The 25,133-nt window shown below is 73.6% G+C and carries 18 protein-coding genes and 1 tRNA gene; 3 read left to right on the top strand and 16 right to left on the bottom strand.

What is annotated here, in order from left to right; genetic code table 11:
* The first annotated feature begins 170 nt into the window (after positions 1 to 170).
* The 3 genes from ACFWH7_RS08495 to ACFWH7_RS08485 all read left to right on the top strand — a co-directional run bounded on the left by ACFWH7_RS08495 (position 171) and on the right by ACFWH7_RS08485 (position 3,938).
* Positions 171 to 244: transfer RNA gene (locus ACFWH7_RS08495), tRNA-Leu, on the top strand.
* Positions 245 to 369: 125 nt separating this feature from the next.
* Positions 370 to 2,613: a glycoside hydrolase domain-containing protein gene (locus ACFWH7_RS08490; RefSeq protein WP_378216061.1), complete on the top strand. Its 2,244-nt coding sequence runs from the start codon at positions 370 to 372 to the stop codon at positions 2,611 to 2,613.
* Positions 2,610 to 3,938 carry a glycosyltransferase gene (locus tag ACFWH7_RS08485; RefSeq protein ID WP_378216060.1) on the top strand — a complete coding sequence of 443 codons (1,329 nt, stop codon included), beginning with the start codon at positions 2,610 to 2,612 and terminating at the stop codon, positions 3,936 to 3,938. Before ACFWH7_RS08490 ends, ACFWH7_RS08485 begins: the two co-directional genes overlap by 4 nt.
* Here ACFWH7_RS08485 and ACFWH7_RS08480 read toward each other — a convergent pair.
* The 16 genes from ACFWH7_RS08480 to ACFWH7_RS08405 all read right to left on the bottom strand — a co-directional run bounded on the left by ACFWH7_RS08480 (position 3,910) and on the right by ACFWH7_RS08405 (position 24,890).
* The gene (locus ACFWH7_RS08480; protein WP_378216059.1) at positions 3,910 to 4,782 is read right to left on the bottom strand and encodes a nucleotidyltransferase domain-containing protein; all 873 of its coding nucleotides are present in this window, start codon (positions 4,780 to 4,782) and stop codon (positions 3,910 to 3,912) included. The genes ACFWH7_RS08485 and ACFWH7_RS08480 overlap by 29 nt on opposite strands.
* A gap of 219 nt (positions 4,783 to 5,001) precedes the next feature.
* Positions 5,002 to 6,432 carry a pyruvate kinase gene (gene pyk / locus ACFWH7_RS08475; protein WP_047232839.1) on the bottom strand — a complete coding sequence of 477 codons (1,431 nt, stop codon included), beginning with the start codon at positions 6,430 to 6,432 and terminating at the stop codon, positions 5,002 to 5,004.
* A gap of 112 nt (positions 6,433 to 6,544) precedes the next feature.
* Complete coding sequence (locus tag ACFWH7_RS08470) at positions 6,545 to 8,011, bottom strand: glutamate synthase subunit beta (protein WP_378216058.1); 1,467 nt, start codon at positions 8,009 to 8,011, stop codon at positions 6,545 to 6,547.
* Positions 8,004 to 12,587, bottom strand: coding sequence for a glutamate synthase large subunit (gene gltB, locus ACFWH7_RS08465; RefSeq protein WP_378216057.1), 4,584 nt, complete (start codon positions 12,585 to 12,587; stop codon positions 8,004 to 8,006). The genes ACFWH7_RS08470 and gltB overlap by 8 nt, the downstream gene beginning before the upstream one ends.
* Before the next feature lie 138 nt (positions 12,588 to 12,725).
* Positions 12,726 to 13,739 carry a prolipoprotein diacylglyceryl transferase gene (gene lgt, locus ACFWH7_RS08460; protein WP_237842862.1) on the bottom strand — a complete coding sequence of 338 codons (1,014 nt, stop codon included), beginning with the start codon at positions 13,737 to 13,739 and terminating at the stop codon, positions 12,726 to 12,728.
* Positions 13,736 to 14,653 carry a tryptophan synthase subunit alpha gene (gene trpA / locus ACFWH7_RS08455; protein ID WP_378216056.1) on the bottom strand — a complete coding sequence of 306 codons (918 nt, stop codon included), beginning with the start codon at positions 14,651 to 14,653 and terminating at the stop codon, positions 13,736 to 13,738. The genes lgt and trpA overlap by 4 nt, the downstream gene beginning before the upstream one ends.
* Positions 14,650 to 15,918, bottom strand: coding sequence for a tryptophan synthase subunit beta (gene trpB / locus ACFWH7_RS08450; protein ID WP_378216055.1), 1,269 nt, complete (start codon positions 15,916 to 15,918; stop codon positions 14,650 to 14,652). Before trpB ends, trpA begins: the two co-directional genes overlap by 4 nt.
* Before the next feature lie 127 nt (positions 15,919 to 16,045).
* Complete coding sequence (gene trpC / locus ACFWH7_RS08445) at positions 16,046 to 16,858, bottom strand: indole-3-glycerol phosphate synthase TrpC (RefSeq protein WP_378216054.1); 813 nt, start codon at positions 16,856 to 16,858, stop codon at positions 16,046 to 16,048.
* 175 nt (positions 16,859 to 17,033) lie between these two features.
* Positions 17,034 to 17,465: a DUF2752 domain-containing protein gene (locus ACFWH7_RS08440; RefSeq protein WP_378216053.1), complete on the bottom strand. Its 432-nt coding sequence runs from the start codon at positions 17,463 to 17,465 to the stop codon at positions 17,034 to 17,036.
* Positions 17,466 to 17,476: 11 nt separating this feature from the next.
* A complete protein-coding gene (locus tag ACFWH7_RS08435) occupies positions 17,477 to 17,974 on the bottom strand; it encodes a DUF4190 domain-containing protein (RefSeq protein WP_378216052.1) in 498 nt (165 codons plus the stop codon).
* The gene (locus ACFWH7_RS08430; protein ID WP_047232845.1) at positions 17,971 to 18,222 is read right to left on the bottom strand and encodes an HGxxPAAW family protein; all 252 of its coding nucleotides are present in this window, start codon (positions 18,220 to 18,222) and stop codon (positions 17,971 to 17,973) included. The genes ACFWH7_RS08435 and ACFWH7_RS08430 overlap by 4 nt, the downstream gene beginning before the upstream one ends.
* Before the next feature lie 107 nt (positions 18,223 to 18,329).
* Positions 18,330 to 18,992, bottom strand: a complete 663-nt coding sequence (locus ACFWH7_RS08425; protein WP_378216051.1) for a Trp biosynthesis-associated membrane protein — start codon at positions 18,990 to 18,992, stop codon at positions 18,330 to 18,332.
* Positions 18,989 to 20,566 carry an anthranilate synthase component I gene (locus ACFWH7_RS08420; protein ID WP_378216049.1) on the bottom strand — a complete coding sequence of 526 codons (1,578 nt, stop codon included), beginning with the start codon at positions 20,564 to 20,566 and terminating at the stop codon, positions 18,989 to 18,991. Before ACFWH7_RS08420 ends, ACFWH7_RS08425 begins: the two co-directional genes overlap by 4 nt.
* Complete coding sequence (hisI, locus tag ACFWH7_RS08415) at positions 20,563 to 21,006, bottom strand: phosphoribosyl-AMP cyclohydrolase (protein WP_378216048.1); 444 nt, start codon at positions 21,004 to 21,006, stop codon at positions 20,563 to 20,565. Before hisI ends, ACFWH7_RS08420 begins: the two co-directional genes overlap by 4 nt.
* A gap of 93 nt (positions 21,007 to 21,099) precedes the next feature.
* Positions 21,100 to 22,980 (bottom strand): ABC transporter ATP-binding protein, encoded by a 1,881-nt coding sequence (locus ACFWH7_RS08410; protein WP_378216047.1) that lies wholly within the window; start codon positions 22,978 to 22,980, stop codon positions 21,100 to 21,102.
* The gene (locus ACFWH7_RS08405; RefSeq protein ID WP_378216068.1) at positions 22,977 to 24,890 is read right to left on the bottom strand and encodes an ABC transporter ATP-binding protein; all 1,914 of its coding nucleotides are present in this window, start codon (positions 24,888 to 24,890) and stop codon (positions 22,977 to 22,979) included. The genes ACFWH7_RS08410 and ACFWH7_RS08405 overlap by 4 nt, the downstream gene beginning before the upstream one ends.
* Positions 24,891 to 25,133: the final 243 nt, after the last annotated feature.

Below are 25,133 nucleotides of genomic sequence, written 5' to 3'. Positions count from 1 at the left end.
CTTGTCCTCGGGCTGCGCTGTCTGGTCACTCACGGGGTTCACTGTAGTGCGCCGTACCCCCTGCCGCCCCCGCGTTTCGCCCTCGGAGGAGTGTGATTCTCGTGAAGGCACGCACGTGTGGTTCGATGGTGCACGCGCTGCGGACCCGGTGACCGGCCCCGCCGCGCACCGCCCCGGTAGCCCAACCGGCAGAGGCGTTCGGCTCAAACCCGATCCAGTGTGGGTTCGAATCCCACCCGGGGCACCCTCTACCTCCTGACCTCGTCCCGGCGTCGTGACGCGCAGGAAACCGCAGGAAACACCCTCGACACACCTCGCTCGTACCGTCCCGAGCAGGGCACGTTCCTCGTGCCCGGGACGGAGGTGACGGTGCTCGAGCACGTGGACCCGTTCGTGGGGACGGGTGTGACCGATCTCCCGGCGCCGACCGGCCTCGCCGCGACGTGGTGGTCCCCCAAGCCGCTCGTCGGCAACACCCACCCCGGGGCCACCCATCCGCTCGGGATGGTCTCGGCGTGCGCCTACTCGGGCGCGTACCCGACGGGATACGGCCGGTACGACCTCGGCACCGAGGGCGTGCCTCCCATGCTGTTCGACCACCCGGTCGCGTCGGGCTTCACGCACTTCCAGCAGTCCGGCACGGGCGCGATCCGCAAGTACTACAACTACGTGCGCGTGACGCCCATGCTCGAGCCGCTCGACGCGCTCGGCCGGCGGTGGGACCTGCTCGACGAGGACGCCTCCCCCGGCTACTACGCCGCCACGCTCGGCAACGGGGTCCGGTGCGAGGTCACGGTCGGGCCCAAGAGCGCCGTCCACCGCTACACGTTCCCCGCGCACCCCGACGCGCGCATCGTCGTCGACCTCTCGCTCGGCGGCCTGGCGATCCCGTACGGCACGACCGTCCCGCTCCGCGCCCATCTCGCGACGCTCGGGCCGGGGACGGCCGCCGGCGAGATCGTCGTCGAGGGCGCGCCGCTCGCCGTCCACCTCGAGTGCGACGCGCACCCGTGGCGGCAGATGCTCTGGTACGACCGCCGCCTCATGCCGGGCAGCACCCGCCTGGACTTCGCGGACATCCGGCCGACGACGCTGCGCCCCTTCGGCCTCCTCTGGGCGGGCCCGACGACGGCCGGTCAGGTCGTCGAGGTCCGTCTCGGCTTCTCGCTGCGCGGGCCCGAGCAGGCGCGCGCGAACCTCCGCGCGGACTGCGGCCCCGGCACCGCGGCCTTCGCCGCCCGGCACGAGGGCACCACGACGACGTGGGCGCAGCACCTCGACCGGATCGAGGTCGGGTGCCCGGACCCGGCACGCCGCACGGTCCTCTCGACGGCCCTGTACCACGCGCTGCTCAAGCCCTGCCTCGCCCCGGACGAGAGCCCGTTCTGGCCCGGCGACACGCCGTTCGCCTTCGACGTGTCGACGATGTGGGACGTCTACAGGACCCAGCTCCCGCTCCTCACGACCTTCTGGCCCGACCGCGCCGTCGAGCTCGCCACCGCGCTCCTGCACGTCTGCGAGGAGGAAGGGAACTTCCCGATCGGGTACCGGATGGCCCGTGGGGCCGACCGGTTCTCACGCCAGGCGAGCGCGCTCGCGCACACGTTCCTCGCCGACCTGTGCGCCCTCGACGTCCCCGGCATCGACTGGGACTGGGCGCTCGTGCACCTGAACGCCGACCTGCGCCGGACCTACGGCGAGGACTACCTCCTGCACGGCGTCGCGCACCCGATCAGCCACACGCTCGACCTCGCGTTCGGCTACTGGTGCACCGCGCGCGTGGCGCGCCGCGTCGGAGACCGCGCGCTCGCCGAGGAGCTCGCGCTGCGCGCGCACGGCTGGACCGCGGCGTTCGACCCCGCCACCGGGCTCCTGCGCGACTCCACCTTCTACGAGGGCGGCCGGTGGAACTACTCCTTCCGCCTGGTGCACGACATGGCGGCCAGGATCGCGCTCGCAGGCGGCGACGACGCGTTCGTCGCGCTGCTCGACCGCTTCTTCGGGTTCGGCGCCCCGCCCGTCGCCCAGCCCGGGAAACGGCCGGGCGCCGCCGAGATGGCCGCCGGGTACGCGCTGAACCGGTTCGAGGGCCTCAACAACGAGCCCGACATGGAAGCCCCGTGGGCGTACCACTACGCGGGACGCCCGGACCGCACCGCCGAGGTGGTGCACGCCGCGGTCCACCAGCGCTTCGGCACGGGCCCCGGTGGCCTCCCGGGCAACGACGACTCGGGCGCGCTGAGCTCGTGGTACGTGTGGGCCTCGCTCGGACTCTTCCCCGTCGCCGGGCAGGGCATCTTCCTCGTGAACGCGCCGTCGTTCGCCGAGTCCCGCCTCCGCCTCCCGGGCGGCGTGCTGACCGTCGAGACGACCGGATTCGTCGAGCCCGGGCCGACCACCGAGCCGCAGTACGTGCGCGCAGCGTGGCTCGACGGGCAGCCGCTCGACCGCACCTGGCTCCCCGCGACGCGCGTGCGCCGCGGCGGGCGGCTCCTGCTCGAGCTCGGGCCCGCGCCCGCCGGGTGGGGCACCGCGCCCGAGCATCGACCGCCGTCGTACCCCGACGGCGTCCCCGCGACCCACCCGACCGACCAGACCCCGGAGACGTCATGACCAGCACACCGCGCCAGACGCCCACCCGCCGCCTCGTCGTCGTGGTGCGCGCCGACCCCGTGATCTGCGGCCACTCGGGCGAGGCCCGCAACCTCGCCGAGGCCGCCCTGCTCCGCGGGTTCACCGAGGTGCGCATCGTCACCTGGCCCGTCGAGCGCCTCGAGGCGGCCGGGCTCCCGCTCAAGCCGCTCGGCTCCGTCCTGCCGTACAGCGCGGGCATCACGGTCGAGCGACCGGAGCCCGTCGGGGACTACAAGGTGCCCGACGGCCGGTACCTCGCCGGGCTCACGGGGCGCCTCGTCGAGCTCTTCACCGACGGCGTCCCCACCGTCTGCCTGTCGCTCTACCTCAGCCCGCACACCACCGCCGTGACCGACGCCGTGCGCGTGGCGCGCAGCACCGGGCTCCCCGTCGAGGTCGCCACGATCGCCGAGGCGGTCGGCTCCGACGTGACGAACGTGGTCCGCTCGTGCGTCGAGGACGGCCGCTTCGGTGCCGCCGCGCACGTCCTGTCCGGGTACCTGGCGAGCGACCTCTGCGTCGCCGTCTCCCGGTACACGCGCGACCTCGTCGTGGCCTGCGCCCAGGAGATCGACGACCGGCACGGGACGTTCTTCGCCGAGCAGTGCGCCGAGCGCGTGCAGGTCTCCTACCCGGCCATCGCCACGAGCGCCTACACCGACCTCGACGCCACCGTCACCCGTGACGTGCTCGCGCACCGTGGCCTCGCCGACCGCCCGTACGTGCTCTTCCTGTCCCGCCTCGCGGCGGCGAAGGGCGTCGACGACCTGATCGACGGCTTCGCGCTGTCCGCCCGGGCATCGGGCGCGCGCCTCGTCGTCGCCGGACGCGGTCCGGCGGAGGCCGACCTGCGGGCCCGGGCCGCGCAGAGCACGGCCGCCGACCGGATCGTCTTCCTGGACGACGTCGACGACGCGACCAAGCCGCACCTCATGGCCGGCAGCGCCGCGTTCGTCCTGCCGAGCAAGCCGCGCCCCGAGTTCGTCGAGACGTTCGGCATCGCGCTCGCCGAGGCGATGCTCGCCGGCGGAGGGCCCGTCATCACCACGGACACGGGCGGCATCGGCGAGGCCGTCGGGCCGCACGCGACGATCGTCCCGACCCGCTCCCCCGTGTCGATCGCGGCGGCGCTCGACGACGCCCTCGCCCTCGACGCCGACGCCCGGCACGCCAGGGCCCAGGCTGCCCGGGCGTACGCGCTGCAGTTCGACCGGGCCACCGTGCTCGACGCGATGCTCGCCCGCCTCGCGACGTCGCCCACCGCCCCGCGCCGGGTCAGCGACCTGCGGCCGGTGCGGGTCTGAGAGCTCCAGGCCCAGGGGTGACAGGGGCGGCGTCCGACGGACCGTACCGCGCGACGAGGACCCGGAAGGACGCGGCGGCGACCGCTCGCGCCGTCGCACGGTCGCCGTCACGCCGGTCCGCCGCCGAGGACGCGAGGGCCAGCTCGTCGGACACGAACCGCACGAGCGGTGCGGGCACAGCGCCCGCGCCCATCTCGCGGGAGACCGCCTTGAGCGCGACGAGGTCCGACGCCGCACGCACCACGTCGTCCGGCGCCGCACCGTCCACGAGGAGGGTCGCGAGGTCCATCGGCGGCACGGCCGCGTCCGGTCGCACCCGCAGCCACCGGAGCGTCGCGGCGGGCCGGACGGTGTAGAACACCTTCTTCAGCGGCACCTCCGGGACAGCCCACCACCGGTCCCGCTGCCCGAGCGCGACGTGGAGGTAGTGCCGCCGCAGCGCGTCACGGTCGACGACGTGCGCCGCGAGCGCCAGCAGCTCCGCCCGGAACTCGGCGTCCCCCCGGTACACGATCGGCGACCGCAGCCACTCCAGCAGCGTCGCGTTCCCCCGCACGAGCAGACGCACGGCCTTGAGCAGGTCCCACCCGTTCACGTCGAGCACCGCGTCCAGCGGCGTCTCGACGACGTCGCGCCGCGGCCACGGGTCCAGGTAGTCCCCCTGCGACCGCACGTACACGAACCGGCAGTCGTAGTCCGAGTCCGGCGACGGGAACCCCCACGCCCGGCTCCCGCTCTCCACCGCGAGCGGGATCGCGACCCGCTCGTCGCGCACGACGGCGTCCAGCCGCGCGTCGACCCGACGCACGACCGCAGGGTCCAGGGAGTCCGGCACGGCACGCATCCGACGACGGTAGGGCCGCCACGACCTCGGTGTCGTGCGAATTCGGTGCCCGGCGACGCACCCGAGACGACGACCCGGGCCGTGCTCGTCGGAGCGCCCCACGAGGGCGACCACACGACGCGGCACGACCCAGCAGACGACCGACGGCGGCGCCCCCCGGGAAGGGGGACGCCGCCGTCGGGCTCTGCGCGACGACGCGCCCTCGTGGGCGCGATCGCGTCAGGCGCGCGTGTCGGAGTGGTCGCCGATCTTGTGCACGAGGATCGAGTTCGTCGTGCCCGGCTGGCCCACGGGGGCGCCGGAGACGACGACCACGAGGTCGCCGACCTCGGCGAGGCCGTTGGCCTGGAGGGTCGTGTCGACCTGGCCGACCATCGCGTCGGTGTTCTCCACCTCGGGCACCTGGTACGTCTGGGTGCCCCACGTGAGCGACAGGACGTTGCGCACGTGCTCGCGCGGCGTGAAGGCGAGCAGCGGGATGGACGAGCGCAGGCGCGACATGCGGCGCGCGGAGTCGCCCGACTGCGTGAACGTCGCGAGGTACTTCGCGCCGAGGATCTCGCCGATCTCGGCGGCGGCGCGCGTGATGGCGCCACCGCGCGTGTGCGGGGTCGAGCCCAGCGGCGCGATGCGCTCGCGGCCGGCCTCCTCCGTCGCCTCGATGATGCGGGCCATGGTCTGGACCGTGAGGATCGGGTACTCACCCACGCTGGTCTCGCCCGAGAGCATGACCGCGTCGGCGCCGTCGAGGACGGCGTTGGCGCAGTCGGACGCCTCGGCGCGCGTCGGGCGCGGCGAGTTCGTCATGGACTCGAGCACCTGCGTCGCGACGATGACGGGCTTGGCGTTGCGGCGCGCGAGCTCGACGATGCGCTTCTGGACGAGCGGGACCTGCTCGAGCGGGAGCTCGACCGCGAGGTCGCCGCGCGCGACCATGACGCCGTCGAACGCGTCGACGATCTCGGCGAGGTTGTCGACGGCCTGCGGCTTCTCGATCTTGGCGACGACGGGGACCGTACGGCCCTCCTCGTCCATGATCCGCTTGACGTCCTCGAAGTCCTTCGCGGACCGCACGAAGGACAGCGCGATGATGTCCGCACCGAGCTTGAGCGCCCAGCGCAGGTCGTCCTGGTCCTTCTCGGACAGCGCCGGCACGGAGACGGCGACGCCCGGGAGGTTCAGGCCCTTGTTGTTCGACACCGGGCCGGCGACCTCGACGCGCGTCACGACGCGCGGGCCCTCGACGGCGGTGACGCGGACGAGCACCTTGCCGTCGTCGATGAGGATCGGGTCGCCGACGCGCGCGTCGCCGGGCAGGCCCTTGTGCGTCGTGGAGACGAGCTCCTTGGTGCCGACGACGTCCTCGGTCGTGATCGTGAAGGTGTCACCCTCCTCGAGCCAGTGCTTCTCGTCGCCGCCGAAGCGGCCCAGACGGATCTTCGGCCCCTGGAGGTCGACGAGCACCGCCACGGACCGGCCCGACTCGGCGGCGGCCTCGCGCACGCCGTGGTAGACGGCCGCGTGCTCCTCGGCGCTGCCGTGGCTGCGGTTGATCCGCGCCACGTCCATCCCGGCGTCGACGAGCGCGCGGAGCTGCTCCTTCGACTCGGTCGCGGGTCCGATGGTGCAGACGATCTTTGCTCTGCGCATATCTCCAGCCTCTAGTCTTCCGACCGGCCGGGAGCCGGTCGTCGCGGGGTGCCCCTCCCTAGGATGCCCCGCTCATCGTCCCGGCGCCGGACACCCGACGTCGGGGTGCACGTCAAGCGCGCAAGGACACGGTGTTCGCGCGCACGGGCGCGGGCAGCTCGGTCCCTCCCTGAAGGTAGGCGTCGACGGAAGCCGCCGCCGCCCGACCCTCGGCGATCGCCCACACGATCAGCGACTGCCCACGACCCGCGTCGCCGGCCACGAAGACCCCCGGCAGCGACGACGCGAAGTCGTCGCCGCGCGCCACGAGGCCGCGGCTCGTGAGGTCCGTGCCGGCCTGGGTCGTGATGGTCGCCGTCTCCGGCCCGGTGAAGCCCATCGCGACGAGCACGAGGTCCGCGGGGATCTCGCGCTCGGTGCCCTCCTTGGGCACGCGACGGCCGTCGGGCAGGTACTCGGTCTCCGCGACGCGCAGCGCGCGCACGGCCCCGTTCTCGTCGCCCAGGAACTCGACGGTCGACGCGAGGAACTCGCGCTCGCCGCCCTCCTCGTGGGACGAGGACACCTCGAACAGGATCGGGTCCGTCGGCCACGGCTGGGTCGCGGACCGCTCGAGCGGCGGCTGCTTGCCGATCGCGAGCGTCGTCACGCTCGCCGCGCCCTGGCGCAGCGAGGTGCCGAGGCAGTCCGACCCGGTGTCGCCGCCACCGATGACGATGACGTGCTTGCCCGTGGCCGTGATCTGGTCGGGGACCTCACGACCGGCCACCACCGCGTTCGCCTGGTGCAGGAAGTCCATGGCGAAGTGGATGCCGTCGAGCTCGCGACCGGGGATCGACAGGTCGCGCGGGACGGTCGCGCCCGTGGCGACCACGACGGCGTCGTACCGCGCGCGCAGGTCGTCCCACGTGATGTCGACGCCGATCTCGACGCCCGGGCGGAAGCGCGTGCCCTCGGCCTCCATCTGCGCCACGCGGCGGTCGATGTGGAGCTTCTCGAGCTTGAAGTCGGGGATGCCGTAGCGCAGCAGCCCGCCGATCGCGTCGTCCCGCTCGTACACGGCGACCGTGTGACCGGCGCGCGTGAGCTGCTGCGCGGCCGCGAGGCCGGCAGGACCCGAACCCACGACGGCGACGGTCGAGCCCGTGAGGCGCTGCGGCACCTGCGGCGTGACGTAGCCGCGCGCGAACGCCTCGTCGATGATCGAGACCTCGACGTTCTTGATCGTCACGGCCGGCTGGTTGATGCCGAGCACGCAGCTCGACTCGCACGGCGCCGGGCACACGCGACCGGTGAACTCCGGGAAGTTGTTCGTCTCGTGCAGGCGGTCGATCGCGTCGGCCCACTGGTCACGGTAGACGAGGTCGTTCCACTCCGGGATGAGGTTGCCGAGCGGGCACCCCTGGTGGCAGAACGGGATGCCGCAGTCCATGCAGCGTCCCGCCTGCTCCTTGAGGAAGACCTGGCCCTCCTCGAGGTGCGCGTGCACGTCCTTCCAGTCCCGCAGGCGCACGGCCACCGGGCGGTTGGGCGGGAGCTCACGCTCCCGCACCTTCAGGAATCCGCGGGGGTCAGCCACGGGCCACCTCCAAGATCTGGTCCCACACACCCGGGGCCGCGGGGTCGAGCCCGGCCGACTCGGCCTTCTCGAGCGCCGAGCGCATGCGGGCGAAGTCGGTCGGCAGCACGCGCGTGAAGCGCTGGACGGCCGCGGAGAAGTCCTCGAGGAGCTCGGCCGCGAGCGGCGACCCGGTCTCCTCGTGGTGACGACGCACGAGCTGCTCGACGAGCGCGACCTCGGCGTCCTCGAGCGGGCTCAGGCCCAGCTCACCGGTCGCGAGGGCGCTCGTGTTGACGTTGCCCTCGCGGAGGTCGAGCACGTACGCGGTGCCGCCGGACATACCGGCGCCGAAGTTGCGGCCCGTCGGGCCGAGCACGAGGACGGTGCCGCCCGTCATGTACTCGCACCCGTGGTCGCCCACGCCCTCGACGACGAGCGTCGCACCCGAGTTGCGGACGCCGAAGCGCTCCCCGACACGACCGCGCAGGAAGATCTCGCCCGACGTCGCGCCGTAGCCGATGACGTTGCCCGCCACGACGTTGCTCGACCCGGTGAGGACCGCGTTGCGGTCCGGGCGCACGACGATCCGCCCGCCCGACAGGCCCTTGCCGACGTAGTCGTTCGCGTCGCCGAACAGGCGCAGCGTGACGCCGCGCGGGAGGAACGCGCCGAGCGACTGACCGGCGGACCCGGTGAGGGTCACGTCGATCGTGTCGTCGGGCAGGCCCTCGCCGCGGAACCGCTTGGTCACCTCGTGGCCGAGCATCGTGCCCACGGTCCGGTTCACGTTGCGCACCGACAGCGAGATCCGCACCGGCTCGCGACGCTCGAGCGCGTCCTCGGCCAGCGCGACGAGCTGGTTGTCGAGCGCCTTGTCGAGGCCGTGGTCCTGCGTCGTGGTGTTGCGCAGCGACGCACCCTCGACCGGCACGGGCCGCTCGAGCACGGGCCCGAGGTCGAGGCCCTGGGCCTTCCAGTGGTCGACCGCCTTGCGCGTGTCGAGCAGCTCGACGCGGCCGATGGCCTCCTCGACGGTCCGGAAGCCGAGGCGCGCCAGGTACTCGCGCACCTCCTCGGCGATGAACTCGAAGAAGTTCACGACGAACTCCGGCTTGCCCGTGAACCGGGCGCGCAGCTCGGGGTTCTGCGTCGCGACGCCGACCGGGCACGTGTCCAGGTGGCACACGCGCATCATGACGCAGCCCGAGACGACCATGGGCGCGGTGGCGAAACCGAACTCCTCGGCACCGAGCAGCGCCGCCACGACGACGTCGCGGCCCGTCTTCATCTGGCCGTCGACCTGGACGACGATGCGGTCGCGCAGGTTGTTGAGCACGAGGGTCTGCTGGGTCTCGGCGAGGCCGATCTCCCAGGGCGTGCCCGCGTGCTTGAGCGACGTCAGCGGGCTCGCGCCCGTGCCGCCGTCGTGCCCCGAGATGAGGACGACGTCCGCGTGCGCCTTGGACACGCCCGTCGCGACCGTCCCGACGCCGAACTCGGAGACGAGCTTGACGTGGATGCGCGCCGCCGGGTTCGCGTTCTTCGCGTCGTGGATGAGCTGCGCGAGGTCCTCGATCGAGTAGATGTCGTGGTGCGGCGGCGGCGAGATGAGCCCGACGCCCGGCGTCGAGTGCCGGGTCTTGGCGACCCACGGGTACACCTTGTGGCCCGGGAGCTGGCCGCCCTCGCCGGGCTTGGCACCCTGGGCGAGCTTGATCTGGATGTCGTCCGCATTCGTCAGGTACTCGCTCGTGACGCCGAAGCGCCCCGACGCGATCTGCTTGACCTTGGAGCGGCGCTCCGGGTCGTAGAGGCGCTCCGGGTCCTCGCCGCCCTCGCCGGTGTTCGACCGGCCGCCCAGGCGGTTCATCGCGACCGCGAGGGTCTCGTGCGCCTCCGCGGAGATCGACCCGTAGGACATGGCGCCGGTGTTGAAGCGCTTGACGATCTCGCTCACGGGCTCGACCTCGTCGAGCGGGACCGCGGGGCGCTCGCCTTCGCGCAGCGCGAGGAGGCCGCGCAGCGTCATGAGGCGCGAGGACTGCTCGTCCACGCGGTGCGTGTACTGGCGGAAGATGTCGAACCGGCGCTCGCGCGTGGCGTGCTGGAGGCGGAAGACCGTCTCCGGGTCGAACAGGTGCTCCTCGCTGTCGCGGCGCCACTGGTACTCGCCGCCCGTCGTGAGGCGCACGTGCGGGCGGTGGTTGCCGGACTTGGGGTACGCGTCGACGTGGCGCGCCGCGACCTCGGCCGCGACGACGTCGAGCCCGATGCCGCTGAGGCGCGACGTCGTTCCCGTGAAGAACGCCTGCACGAGGTCGTGGGACAGGCCGACCGCCTCGAACACCTGGGCGCCGCGGTACGAGGAGATGGTCGAGATGCCCATCTTGCTCATGACCTTGAGCACGCCCTTGCCGAGCCCCTTGATGAGGTTCGCGACGGCCTTCGCCGGGTCGACCGTGAGGTAGCCGCGGCGCGCGAGGTCCTCGACCGTCTCCATGGCGAGGTACGGGTTGACCGCGGCGGCGCCGTAGCCGATGAGCAGCGCGACGTGGTGCACCTCGCGCACGTCGCCGGCCTCGACGACGAGCGACACCTGGGTCCGCGTGTGCCGACGTAGCAGGTGGTGGTGCACGGCGCTCGACAGGAGCAGCGACGGGATCGGGGCGTGCTCGGCGTCCGAGTCGCGGTCCGACAGCACGATGAAGCTCGCGCCCGCGGCGACGTGCTCGTCGACCTCGGCGAAGATCTCCTCGAGCCGTGCGAGCAGCGACTCGCCGCCGCCCGCGACGCGGTACAGGCCCTTGATCGTCACCGCGCGGAAGATGCCGGCGAGCTTCGGGTCCTTGTCGACGCGGATGATCTTCGCGAGCTGGTCGTTGTCGAGCACGGGGAACGGCAGCATGAGCTTGCGCGCGTGCTCGGGCGTGTCCACGAGGAGGTTCGGCTCCGGGCCGATCGCGCCGCCGATGGACGTGACGAGCTCCTCGCGGATCGCGTCGAGCGGCGGGTTCGTCACCTGCGCGAACATCTGCGTGAAGTAGTCGAAGAGCAGGCGCGGGCGCTTCGCGAGGACGGCGATGGGGGTGTCCGTGCCCATCGCGCCCAGCGGCTCCGCCCCCGTGTTGGCCATCGGGGTGAGGATGACCTTGAGCTCCTCCTGCGTGTACCCGAAGGCGCGCTGGCGGCGCTCGACGGACGCGGGGCTGTGCGCGACGTGCTCGCGCTCGGGGAGCTGGTCGAGGTAGACCGCGTTCTCCGCGACCCACTGCGCGTACGGGCGCTGCGCGGCGAGCTGGGACTTGATCTCCTCGTCCTCGATGATCCGGCCCTGGCCGGTGTCGACGAGGAACATGCGACCCGGCTCGAGGCGGCCCTTGCGGACGATCGTCGCGGGGTCGAGGTCGAGCACGCCCGCCTCGCTCGCGAGCACGACGAGGCCGTCCTCGGTCACCCAGTAGCGCCCCGGGCGCAGGCCGTTGCGGTCCAGGACCGCGCCGATCAGCGTCCCGTCGGTGAAGTTCAGGCACGCCGGCCCGTCCCACGGCTCCATGAGCGTCGAGTGGTACTCGTAGAACGCGCGCAGGTCCGGGTCCATGTCGGCGTGGTTCTCCCACGCCTCCGGGATCATCATGAGCACGGCGTGCGGCAGCGAGCGGCCCGACAGGTGCAGGAGCTCGAGCACCTCGTCGAAGCTGGCGGAGTCGCTCGACCCCTCCGAGCACACCGGCAGGAGCGGCGCGAGGTCGCCGACGGCGTCGCTCGCGAGGGTGCCCTCGCGCGCCGCCATCCAGTTGCGGTTGCCGCGCACCGTGTTGATCTCGCCGTTGTGCGCGATCATCCGGAACGGCTGCGCGAGCGGCCACGACGGGAACGTGTTCGTCGAGAACCGCGAGTGCACGAGCGCGATCTCGCTCGCGTACCGCGGGTCGGACAGGTCGGGGAAGAACGGCTCGAGCTGCGCCGTCGTGAGCATGCCCTTGTACGTGAGGGTGCGTGCCGAGAGCGAGGCGAAGAACAGGCCGAGCTCGTTCTCCGCCCGCTTGCGCAGGCGGTACGTGCGACGGTCGAGCTCGACGCCGGACAGCTCGCGCGCGGGGTCCGCGACGACGACCTGGCGGAACAGCGGCATGGACGCGCGGGCGCTCGGGCCGACGAGGTCCGCGGTCACGGGCACGTCGCGCCACGCGAGGACCTCGAGCTTCTCCTCGGCCGCGATCGCCTCGACGCCGCGGGCCGCCTCCGCGGCCGCGCCGGCGTCCTGCGGGAGGAAGGCCATGCCGATGGCGTAGTGCCCGGCGGGCGGGAGCTCCGCGTCGACCACGTCGCGTACGAACGCGTCGGGGATCTGCGTGAGGATCCCGGCGCCGTCGCCGCTGTTCTCCTCGGCGCCGACGGCGCCGCGGTGGTCGAGGTTGAGCAGGGCCGTCAGGCCCGCGTCAACGATGTCGCGTCCGGGCGTGCCGCGGAGCGTCGCCACGAAGGCGACGCCGCACGCGTCGTGCTCGGCGGCGGGGTCGTACAGACCGGATGCCGTGGGAGGGGCGGACAGGGCAGGTGCCCGGTGCGCGTCCCGATACTGCGGCGTGGTCATCAACACCGTCCTCACAGGCGCCCGACCGAGACGGCCGGGCTGGTTCCAGCTGGGGGATTCGGGACGTCGTCGGCCCTATGGACATGACAGAACCCACCGGGCGGTCGCCCGGCGGATTCGCCTATGAATGACGGATGCTCAGCGACCGGGGTCTGGTCGCGCGGCATCTGCCTGCTCGGACTCCTCCGAGTCGTCGGAGTCCTCGGTCGTCGAGGGGTCCTCGTCGTCGGTCGACTCCTCGACCGGCTCCTCGGACCCCGTGGTGGGCGCCTCGTCCGGAGCGTCGAGGGACACCGTCTCCTCGCGCCCGGGGTGGCGACGCCCGACAACGATAAACGCAATCAACGCACCGACGCCGACCAGGATCGAGGTCCAGACGTTCAGCCGGAGGCCGAGGACGAGCTCGGCCTCGTCGATGCGCAGCATCTCGATCCACACCCGACCGAGCGTGTAGACGAAGACGTAGAGCCAGAATACCCGACCATGACCCAGCCGGAACCGACGGTCCAGGTAGATCAGGAGCAGGGCAGCACCGATGTTCCAGACCATCTCGTACAGGAACGTCGGGTGGAACAGGGTGCCCGGCGGATAGCCCGCCGCGGCGGCCACGGAGTCGTCGACGCGCAGCCCCCAGGGCAGCGTCGTGGGCCCGCCGAAGAGCTCCTGGTTGAACCAGTTGCCGAGGCGACCGACGGCCTGCGCGAGCAGCAGCCCGGGCGCGAGGGCGTCGGCGAACGCGGGGAAGCTCACGCGCTGGCGGCGGCACCCGATGTACGCGCCGACCGCGCCGAGCGCGACCGCGCCCCAGATGCCGAGGCCGCCCTCCCACACGTAGAGCGCGCGGACGGGGTCGCCGTTCGGGCCCCAGTACGGGTCCGGCGTCGAGAACACGTGGTACAGACGTCCGCCGATGATCCCGAACGGGACCGCCCAGAAGGCGATCTCCAGGACGTCGTCCGCCTCTCCCCCGCGCTCCACCCAGCGGCGCCGCGTGAGCCAGAGGGCCACGGCGATGCCCGCGAGGATCGCGAGCGCGTACGCCCGGATCGGGAACGGCCCGACGTACCACGTGTGCTGCGGGGGGCTCGGGATCGCGGCGGGCAGGGCACCCGCGGCCTCCACGAGCTGCCCGACGGCGAGCGCGGCGCTCATACGACCACCTCTCCGGACGTCGTCGCGGCGGCCGGGACGTCGTCGCCGGCCCCTTCCCTGCCCGTACGGACGCCCGCGGCGAGCGCGGCGGCGACCTGCTTGAGCGCGGCGATCCGCTCGTCCCACGGGGCGTCGGCCAGCAGGGGGCGCACGAAGGCGGAGCCGACGATGACGCCGTCGGCGTAGCGACCCACCTCGGCGGCCTGCTCGGCCGTGGAGACGCCCAGGCCGACGCAGACGAGGTCGGCGCCCGCTCCGCGCGTGTCGGCGACCAGGCGCGCCGCCTGCGGCCCGACCGCGGCGCGCACGCCCGTCACGCCCATCGTCGAGGCGGCGTAGACGAACCCGCGCGATGCCCGGGCGGTGAGCCGCAGGCGCTCGGCGGTCGAGCTGGGCGCGACGAGGAAGACGCGGTCGAGGCCGTACGCCTCCGACGCGTCCAGCCAGGTGCGGCCCTCGTCGGGGATGAGGTCCGGCGTGATGAGCCCGGCGCCCCCGGCGGCGGCGAGGTCGCGCGCGAACGCGTCGACGCCGTAGCGCAGGACCGGGTTCCAGTACGTCATGACGAGGACGGGGACCCGCCCGCCCGTGCGCTCCGTGACGGCCGCGACGACGCGGAACACGTCCGCGACGCGGACGCCCGCGTCGAGCGCGGTCTGCGCGGCGGCCTGGATGACCGGGCCGTCCATCACCGGGTCGGTGTACGGGATGCCGAGCTCCAGCACGTCCACGCCCGACTCGACGAGCGCTAGCGCCGCCTCGATCGAGCTGTCCACGGTCGGGAAACCGACCGGCAGGTAGCCCACGAGCCCTGCGCGGCCCTCCGCGCGGAGCTCGAGCAGGCGACGCGCCGTGACCGACGCCGTCCCCGTGGTCGGCGCCCCGGGGGCGTCCTTGGTCTGCGCCGCGCTCACAGCTGTCCCTCCGTGCCCGTCGCCGTCTCGGCGATCGCGTCGTCGTCCACGAGGTCGAACCACCGGGCGGCGGTCGCGACGTCCTTGTCCCCGCGCCCGGAGAGGTTCACCAGGATCACGTGGTCGGTGCGGCCGGCGGCGGCAGCCTCGCGGCCTATCCGCAGGGCCCCGGCGAGCGCGTGCGCCGACTCGATCGCGGGGATGATGCCCTCCGTGCGGCACAGCAGCCGGAACGCCTCCATCGCCTCGGAGTCGGTCACCGGCTGGTAGGTCGCGCGCCCGAGGTCGTGGAGCCACGAGTGCGCCGGGCCGACGCTCGGGTAGTCCAGCCCGGCGGAGACGGAGTGGCTCGGGAGCGTCTGGCCGTCGTCGTCCTGGAGCAGGTAGGAGCGTGCACCGTGCAGGACGCCCGGGGCGCCGCCGCTGAAGCGGGCCGCGTGCCGACCGGTCTCCACGCCCTCGCCCCCGGCCTCGAAGCCGTAGAGCTCGACCGCGTCGTCGTCGAGGAACGCGTTGAACAGGCCGAGCGCGTTGGACCCGCCGCCGACGCACGCCGCGAGCGCGTCCGGCAGCCGCCCGATGCGGTCGAGGATCTGCGTGCGCGCCTCCTCGCCGATGACGCGGTGGAACTCGCGCACCATCTCGGGGAAGGGGTGGGGGCCGGTCACGGTGCCCAGGAGGTAGTGGGTCGTGTCGACGTTCGCGACCCAGTCGCGCAGCGCCTCGTTGATCGCGTCCTTGAGCGTGCGTTGCCCGATCGTCACGGGGACGACCTCCGCACCGAGCAGGCGCATGCGGGCCACGTTGAGCGCCTGGCGCTGCGTGTCCTCCTCGCCCATGTACACGACGCACTCGAGGTCGAGCAGGGCCGCGGCCGTCGCCGTCGCGACCCCGTGCTGGCCCGCCCCGGTCTCGGCGATCACGCGGGTCTTGCCCATGCGCTTCACGAGCAGCGCCTGGCCGAGGACGTTGTTGATCTTGTGCGAGCCGGTGTGGTTGAGGTCCTCACGCTTGAGGAACACGCGCGAGCCGCCCGCGTGCTGGGCGAAGCGCGGCACCTCGGTGAGCGGGCTGGGGCGCCCGGTGTACTCGCGCTGGAGGCGCGCGAGCTCGTTCACGAACGCGGGGTCGTCGAGCGCCTTGCGGTACTCGGTCTCCAGCTCGTCGAGCGCGGCGATGAGCGCCTCGGGGACGAAGCGTCCGCCGAACTCGCCGAAGTAGGGACCCTCCTGGGTCGCGAGGGAGCGCGTCAGGTCGGCGCGCACGGAGTGCTCGGCACTCCGGGGGGTGGTCGAAGACGTCGAGTCGGGCACGGGGCCGGTCCTCCTGCGTGGTCGGGTGTGCTGGGCCGGGGCGCGGCGCCTGGGGCGTGACGGACGGGGCCGTCGTGCCTCAGGGCCGCACGGACCACAGCGACGGGTGCGACCCGGCCGCGACGAGGTCCGCGACGGACGCGCGCGGGGCGTCGTCGGTCACGAGCGCCTCGCCGACGAGCACCGCGTGCGCACCGGAACGGGCGTAGTCCATGACGTCGTGCGGACCGCGGACGCCGGACTCGGCGATGCGGACGACCTCGTCCGGGATGGCCGGTGCCAGGCGCGCGAAGGTCGTGCGGTCGACGTCGAGCGTCTTGAGGTCGCGCGAGTTCACGCCCACGACGCGTGCCCCTGCGTCGAGCGCGCGCGACACCTCGTCGATCGTGTGCACCTCGACGAGCGCGGTCATGCCGAGCGAGTGGACGCGCTCGACGAGCGACGTGAGCACGGTCTGCTCGAGCGCGGCGACGATGAGGAGCACGATGTCCGCACCGTGGGCGCGGGCCTCCCACACCTGGTACGGCGTCACGACGAAGTCCTTGCGGAGCACCGGGACGTCGACCCGGGCGCGCACCGCGTCGAGGTCGGCGAGGCTCCCGTTGAAGCGGCGCTGCTCGGTGAGCACGGAGATCGCGGCCGCGCCGCCCTTCTCGTACTCCCCCGCGAGCTCGGCCGGGTCGGAGATCGCCGCCAGCGCACCCTTGCTCGGGCTCGAGCGCTTCACCTCGGCGATGACCGCGACGGCGTCGTCCGCCTTGAGGCGGCTCACGACCTCGAGCGCCCCGGGGACACGGGCGGCACGTTCCTTCAGCTCGTCGAGCGAGGTCGTCGCCTGACGCGTCGCGAGGTCCTCGCGCACGCCCGCGACGATGTCGTCCAGAACCGTCATCGTCCCACCACTCCCCGTGTCGTCCCGCCCCCCGGCCGGGCCGGTCGGCCGTCGTGCACCCACAGGTTCGGCCGACCCGTTGACAGGGAGGTACCTGCCATCGTAGAGCCGACCCCGAGTGACGATGACCACGGCCCAGCCCCCGAGACGACAGTCGCGGGGCTGACGGACCGTCTCAGGCCGCCACCGGGCCGAGCCACGGGACGAGGGCGGGCACGTTCCGCAGGACGCCGAAGAGCACGAGGACACCCAGCGAGGCCCACGCGAGCCAGGCCGGGAGGCGGGGAGCCGGGCGCCGCCGCCAGGCCCGCACGAGCCACGTGGCCCACAGCACCACGAGCAACGGCGCGACGAGGACCCACAGGGGGTTCATCGACCAGGCGGCGGCGAGGTCGAGGTGCACGAGGTCGTGCGTGGCGCGCAGACCGCCGCACCCCGGGCATGCGAGGCCGGTCAGCGCGAGGAGGGGGCACGTGACGTAGTGCCCCGGTCGGTTCGGGTCGACGGCGCCGACGTAGGCCGTCGCCGCGGCGACCAGGACGCCCACCACGAGCGGGGCCTGCACCGCTCGCGGGACCCGTCGACGTCGGACGGCCTCGGACGTCACGTGCGCACCCGTCAGTACTGGTCCGGGATCGTGCCGACCCAGGCGAAGAAGGCAGGGAAGAAGAGGAGGGCGACGAGGACACCGACGACCGACAGCCCGATCGCGACCCAGCCGAGGATGATCCCCGCCGTCGCCATGCCGTCGTTGTCCGCCTGTCCCTCGGCGACCGCGCGCTTCGCGGCGTTGCCGACGATCACCGCCGGGATGCCCGTGACGAAGCCGCAGCTCAGCACGAACGCGGCGATCCCCAGCACGAGCGACCAGATGGCCAGACTGTTCTTGGGGTAGTACGGCGGCGCACCATAGGCGCCCGCCGGGTACTGCTGGCCGGGGTACTGCTGGCCGGGGTACGGCGCGGCGGGGTACTGCGGCTGCGCCGCATAGGGCGCCCCCGCGGGGTCGCCCGCCGGGGGCTGCGGGCCGCCGGGCGCCGACGAGCCGTACGGCGCCTGCGACCCGTCCTGCGGGCCTGCGGGGTCGTACGGGCCGGGTCCCGGCGGCTGCGTCACCGCGTGGCCTGCTTCTGGCCGTAGCCCGCGTTCCGCAGCACGAGCCCGCCGATCAGCGCGACGGCCACGACACCCATGCCGACCCAGAACAGCCAGACGGCGGCGATGACCACCCCGATCGCGGCCACGAGGGACCCGACCATGATGCCGATCATCGTGAACCACGCGGCGACGGTGTGGCCGTGGTTCGTGGGCGGTGCCGCGGGCGGCAGGTAGGCGATCTCGGTGGTCTGCTGGTTCTCGGCCATGAGGGTCGTGCCTTTCGTCAAGATGTGGTCAGAGCCTATCGGACCGGGCCGGTGCCCGTCCCCGCACGGCCGCCGCTCATGTCGGCGCGAGGGGGTGTCCGCGCTGCTCAGCGGTCCGTGGGGTCCTCGCCGCGGGACAGCGCGTCCCACGCGTCGTGGTCGGTGAGGTCGTCGGGCGAGGCTGGCTCCGTGGCCCCGGACGGGTCCGGCCGTCCTTCGGGCGCCGTCGTCGTCGTCCCCGCTGCCGCCGAGGGGGTGGGCGGCGTCGCACCGGCCGCACGCTCGTGCCGCGTCGACGCGCCGACCCACGACCGCGAGCCGACGGCGACCCACACCACGGCGAGCACCGTGAGGACGCCGAGCGCCGCCGCGAGCCAGGGCGCGACGGTCAGGTCGACCGGGGCCGTGAGCTCCGTGACCCCGGTCGCGTCCGCGACGGCCGAGCGCGCGCTCGGCTCCGGGTCGAGCGCGACACCGAGCGCGGAGACGGTCGTGACGACGCCGCTCGCCGCAGCGACGGCGAGCACGACCCATCGGCCCACGCGGCCCACGAGCCCCAGCGCGAGCGCGGCGGCGACGAGCACGAGCGCCGACGCGCTCACCCCGGGCGCGGCCGACGTCCCGGCGACGGTCACCTCGACCTCCGGGTCGAGCGCCGTCGCGCCGGTCGTGCTCAGCCAGGTCGGCACGGCCGTCGCGAGGGTCGCGCCCCCGAGCAGGAGCAGGACCCAGATCGCGGTGCGCCGGCTCGGCCCGGCCGGCCGGCTCACGCGAGCCCCCGCAGCCGCGCGGCGACCTGGACGGCCCGGACCGCGGCGGCCGCCTTGTTGCGCGACTCCGCGTACTCCAGCGCCGGCACCGAGTCGGCGACGATACCGCCGCCGGCCTGGACACTCGCCCGACCGTCGCGGATCAGCGCCGTCCGGATCGCGATGGCCATGTCCATGTTCCCGTCGAAGTCGAAGTACCCCGCGGTCCCACCGTAGATCCCGCGCGACGCGGGCTCGAGCTCGTCGATGAGGGCGATCGCACGGGGCTTGGGCGCGCCCGAGAGCGTGCCGGCCGGGAACGTCGCGCGGAACGCGTCGAGCGCGGTCGCGCCGTCGCGCAGCGTCCCGACGACCGTCGAGCACAGGTGCATGATGTGGCTGAACCGCTTGGTCGCCATGAACTCCACGACCTCGACCGACGTCGGCTCGCACACCTTCACGAGGTCGTTGCGCGACAGGTCCACGAGCATGATGTGCTCGGCGAGCTCCTTCGGGTCCTGGAGGAGCTCCTCCCCGAGCGCCACGTCCTCCTCCGGCGTCGCGCCGCGCGGCCGCGAGCCGGCGATCGGGAACGTCGTGACGCGGCCGTCCTCGACCTTCACGAGGGTCTCCGGGCTGGACCCGACGACCGCGAAGTCCCGCCCGTCCGCGTCCGTGAGCTGGAAGTAGTACATGTACGGGCTCGGGTTGATCGTCCGCAGCGCGCGGTAGACGTCGAGCGGGTCCGCCGGGCAGTCGAGGTCCAGGCGCTGGGACAGCACCACCTGGAACACCTCGCCCTCACGGATCGCGTCCTTGCCCGCGACGACCGACGCCTCGAACTCGTCGCGCGTCGAGCGGAACTCGAGCGCCGGCTCGGTGACGTCCCGCGCGACGACCGACGCGACGTGCGCGCCGCCGGCCATCAGGCGCGCCTGCATCGCGTCCAGGCGTGCGACGGCGTCCGCGTAGGCCTCGTCGACGCGCTCGTCCGTGTCGTCGAAGTTGATCGCGTTGGCGACGAGCCACACGCTGCCCTCCGCGTGGTCGACGACCGCGAGGTCCGTCGCGAGGCACAGCGTGAGCTCGGGCACGCCCAGCTCGTCGGGCGCGTCCGACGGCAGGGTCGGCTCCCAGTGCCTGATCACGTCCCAGCCGATCGCGCCCGCCAGGCCACCCGTGAGCGGCGGCAGCCCTTCGACGGCCGGCGTGCGCAGCACGTCGAGCGTCGCCTCGAGCACCTCCACGACGTCCCCCTCGAGCGGGACGCCCGCGGGCACGTCGCCGGACCAGACCGCCCGGCCGTCGCGCGCCGTGAGCGTCGCGCGGGACGCGACGCCGACGAACGAGTACCGGGCCCAGCGGCCGTCCGACTCCGCGGACTCCAGGACGAAGGTGCCCGGCCGGCCCTGCGCCAACGTGCGGTACAGCCCGACGGGCGTGACGTCGTCGGCCAGCAGGCGCCGCACGACGGGAACCACCCGGCGCGAGGTGGCCAGCGCGCGGAAGCCGTCGAGCACGGGCCACGTCGCGCCCCACGCGGGACCGCCCGCGGGGACGGTGGTGGTCTCGGCCGGGTCGACGGTCGCGCTCACTGGTTCTCCTCCTCAGGATCGGGGTCGGGCGTGGTCGAGGGGTCGCCGGCGGGCAGGTCGCCGACGACGGCGCCCAGGTCTCCGCCGGCCTCGAAGCACGTGCGGGTGCCGGTGTGGCACGCGGCCCCCACCTGGTGGACACGCACGAGCAGCGCGTCCCCGTCGCAGTCGAGGGCGACCGAGCGCACGACCTGCACGTGGCCGGACGTGTCGCCCTTGCGCCAGTACTCCTGCCGGGAGCGGCTCCAGAACGTCACGCGCCCGGTCGTCAGCGTCCGGTGCAACGCCTCGTCGTCCATCCAGCCGAGCATGAGCACGTCGCCCGTGTCGTGCTGCTGGACGATCGCGGCGACCAGGCCGTGCTCGTCGCGCTTGAGGCGCGCGGCGATCTCGGGGTCGAGCGCGGTGTCGGTCGTGGGTCCGGTCGTGGAGTCGGGCACCCGAGAATCCTGCCAGACGCCGGGGCGACCTCGGTCCCCGTCTCGCCCTCGTCCCGCCCCGTCGCGAGTCGTCGCACCAGGTCGGCACACGGCTCAGCGGGTCTGGGAGACCCAGGCGTCGTGCATGCGGGCGTAGACGCCGCCGGCGCGCGCGAGGTCGTCGTGGTGTCCGACCTCGACGACGTGGCCCGCGTCCACCACCACGACGAGGTCGGCCGCCTCGGCGGTGGAGAGGCGGTGCGCGATGGTCAGGGTGGAGCGACCCGCGGTGAGGGATGCGAGGGCGCGGGCGATGCGGACCTCGGTCGCGGGGTCGACGGCGGACGTCGCCTCGTCGAGGACGAGCAGGTCGGCCTCGGCGAGGTAGGCCCGCACCAGGGCGACGAGCTGCCGCTCCCCGGCGGAGAGCGACTCGCCGCGCTGCCCGACCGGCGAGTCGAGCCCGTCGGGCAGGTCCGCGACCCAGTCGGTGAGCCCGAGCCGCTCGACGGCGGCCTCGATCCGGACGCGACGAGCGGCGTCGGGCTCCTGCTCGGCGTCGCCGCGCAGGCCGTAGGCCACGTTGTCCGCGAGCGTGCCGTCGAACAGGAAGCCCTCCTGGGGCACGAGCACGACGCGCTCGCGCAGGGAGTCGACCGCGAGGTCGCGCAGGTCGGCGCCGTCGAGCAGCACGCGTCCGGCCGTCGGATCCATGAGCCGGGTGACGAGCTTGGCGATCGTCGTCTTGCCCGAGCCGGTCGCGCCGACGACGGCGACGGACGCGCGCGCCGGGAGGTCGAGGTCGACGCCGTGCAGCACCTCCGGGCCGTCGGGGTAGGCGAACCGGACGCCCTCGAGCCGCACGTGGGCGGGGCCACGCGGGCTGCGCTCCCCCGCGTCACCCTTGTCGACCACCTCGACGGGCGTCTCCAGGACCGCGAGGACCCGTCGCCACCCGGCGACGGCGTTCTGGAGCTCGTTGAGGATCTCGGTCGCCATCTGCACGGGGCCCGTGAAGAGCTGGACGAGGAAGAGGAACGCGAGGAGCTGACCGACCGAGATGTCACCGGCCACCCCGAGGTACGACCCGACCACGACGACCACGGCGAGCACGAGGTTCGCGACGAGCACGCCGCTCGAGAAGACGACGGCGACGAGCTTCTGCGCCCGGACCATGGCGCGCCGGGTCGCGTCGACCGCGGCGTCGATGCGCCGCGCGGTGCGGGCGCCCGCGCCGTACGCGCGGATGGTCTCGGCCCCGACGATCGACTCGGAGATCGCGCCGAGCATCCCCCCGACGCGCGCCCTGACCTGCGTGTACGCGTCGTTGACGCGCGCCTGCGCGGGCCGCAGGACGAGGAACAGCGGGACGAAGCACGCCCAGACCACGAGCGTGAGCTGCCACGAGTAGACGGCCATGAGGACCGTCGCGACGCCGATCTGGAGCACCGAGACGAGCAGCATGATGCCGCCCCACTGGACGAAGAGCGAGATGGTGTCGACGTCGCTCGTGACGCGCGAGACGAGCGACCCGCGCCGCTCGGTGTTCTGCGTGAGCACGGACAGGTCGTGCACGTGCCGGAACGCCCGCACGCGCAGGCCGGCGAGGCCCGCCTCGGTCGAACGGAACAGGCGGACGTTGACGAATGCCGAGCAGAGGCCCGCGAGGACGATGACGACCGCGGCCACGCCGACGAGCACCGCGACGCGAGTCGTGTCCGGCCCGCCGTCGGCGAGCACGCCGGTGTCGACGGTCTGCTGGACGGTCACCGGGACGACGACGCGACCCAGCGCGGCCGCGACCGCGAGCCCGAGCGTGATCCAGATCCCGTCGAGTATCTGCGGCGACACCTGGACGCCTCGGCGCAGGGTGGCGAGGACGCCCAGCGAGCTCGCCGAGGCGATGCGGGCGTCGGCGGCGCGGCCGGGTGCGTCGGGAGCGGGCGCCGCGCTCCGGGCGTCGGTGCGCTCGCTCTGCGTGGTGGTCCGGCTCATTCCTCCAGCGCCCCCGTCTCGACGTGCCGCACGACGTCGTCCTCCTCGGTCTCTTCCTGCCGCTCGAGGTCGTCGCTCCGGCGGTCCCCGTCCTGTCCGTCCCGGCCGTCCTCGGCCGCCTCGCGCGCCGTGTCGTCCGTGGCGTCGGCACGTTCCTGCTCGCGCCGTTCCGCCTCGCGCGCGTACGCGGTCGCGAGCTCGCGGTACCCGGCGTCGCGCGCGAGCAGCTCGTCGTGCGTCCCGACGTCGACCACGCGGCCGGACTCCACGTGCACGACGACGTCCGCGAGCGCGACGCTCGACATGCGGTACGCCACCATGACGACGGTCGGCCGGTCGGCCCCCTCGCGCGCGAGGCCCGCGAGGATCTGCTGCTCGACGCGCGGGTCCACGGCGGACGTCGCGTCGTCGAGCACGAGCAGGCGCGGGCGACGCACGAGGGCCCGGGCGATCGCGAGCCGTTGCCGCTGGCCGCCCGACAGGTTCGCCCCGCGCTCCCCCAGCGGCGCGTCGAGACCCTCCGGGAGCTGGTCGACGACGTCGTCGACCCGCGCGAGGCGCAACGCCTCCCAGACCTGGTCGTCGTCGGGACCCGGGTCGCCGTCGTCCACGAGCGTGACGTTGGCGCGGACGGTGTCCTCGAAGACGAACGCCTGCTGCGCGACGAGCGCGACCTGGGCGGTGAGGTCGGCCTCGCGCACGTCGCGCACGTCGGTGCCGTCGAGCAGCACGCGGCCGCGCGTCGGGTCCGAGAGCCGAGCGAGGAGCGACACGAGCGTCGTCTTGCCCGCACCCGTCGGGCCGACGACGGCGACCGTGGTGCCCGGCGCGACGGTGAGGTCGATGCCGTCGAGCAGCGTGATCTCGCGGCCGCCCGCCCGGACGTCGACGCCGACGCCGTCGAGGCGCACCCGCATCCCGGACCCGGCTCCGGGGAGCCCGCCCGTGCCCGGACGCAGGACCCCGCCCGAGTCGACGACGCGGCTGATGCGCTCGTACCCGACGAGGGCGCGCGGGAGCTCGCCGAGCACCCACCCGAACGCCCGGACGGGGACGGCCATGACGGTGAGGAGGTAGGCGGCGGTGACGATGTCGCCCGCCGCGACGCCGCCCGAGGTGAGCCGGACGGTCCCGACGGCCAGGACGAGGAGGGTGCCGAGCGACGGCAGGAGCTCGATGACCGGGTCGAAGAACGCCCGGACGACGCCGACGCGCACGTTCGCGGCGCGCAGCTCGTCGGTGCGCTCGGCGAAGCGCCGCTCCTCGCGGTCCGCGGTGCCGAGCGACGTGACGAGCAGGGCGGCCTCGAAGCTCTCGTGCGCGACGTCCGAGACCTCGGCCCGGAGCTGCTGCGCGCGTGTGATCGCGGGCGACATGTAGCGCTGGAAGACGATGTTCACCGCGATCGCGACCGGGATCACGACGAGCGCGGCGCACGCGAGCCAGACGTCCACGCGGAAGAGCATCACCGCGGCGACGCCGATCATGACGACGACACCGAGCGCGAACGGGAGCGGGTTGAACACTCCCGTCGCTGCCTCGACGTCGGAGTTCGCGTTCGACAGCAGCTGGCCCGCCGGGTGCGAGCGGTGCCACGACATGGGGAGGCGCAGGTACTGGCGCGTCACCGCCGTGCGGTGCCGTGCCTGGAGCGCGGCGTACCCGTTGCCCGCGAAGATGCGGCGCGCGGCCACGCTCGCCGCGAGCGAGACCGCGATGCCTGCGAGGACGAGTCCCGCTACCCAGATACGGCCGCGCGCGGCCTCGTCGCCGGCGAGCGCGGGGACGACGACCTCGTCCGTCGCGGTGCCGATCGCGCTGCTCACGGCGACGGTGAGCGCCCCGAAGAGCGCGGAGGACCCGATGGCCAGCGCGTACGTGCGCGGCTCGTCGCGGATGCCGCGGCCCATGAGGGCGAGCGACCGGCGCACGCGCGACCCGGTCAGGGCGTGCGGCCGCCGGACGGTCGGCTCGTCGAGGAGCTGGTCCGGGGGCGGGTCGGGCCGGTCCGTCGGGGCCGGCAGATCGGTCGGGGCGGGCTGGGCGTCGGCGCCGGTGGGGCGCGTCCTGCTGCCGGGCACGGGACGGTCCTCGTCTTTCGTTCAGGGGGTTGCACGATCTTCTCATGCACCCCTGACGGGCCCCGACGGAAT

It is taken from the genome of Cellulosimicrobium cellulans, assembly GCF_042723955.1.
Lineage (GTDB): Bacteria > Actinomycetota > Actinomycetes > Actinomycetales > Cellulomonadaceae > Cellulosimicrobium > Cellulosimicrobium cellulans_H.
Note: the sequence above shows the minus strand (reverse complement) of the source record. Positions and strands in the feature narration are given on the sequence as shown.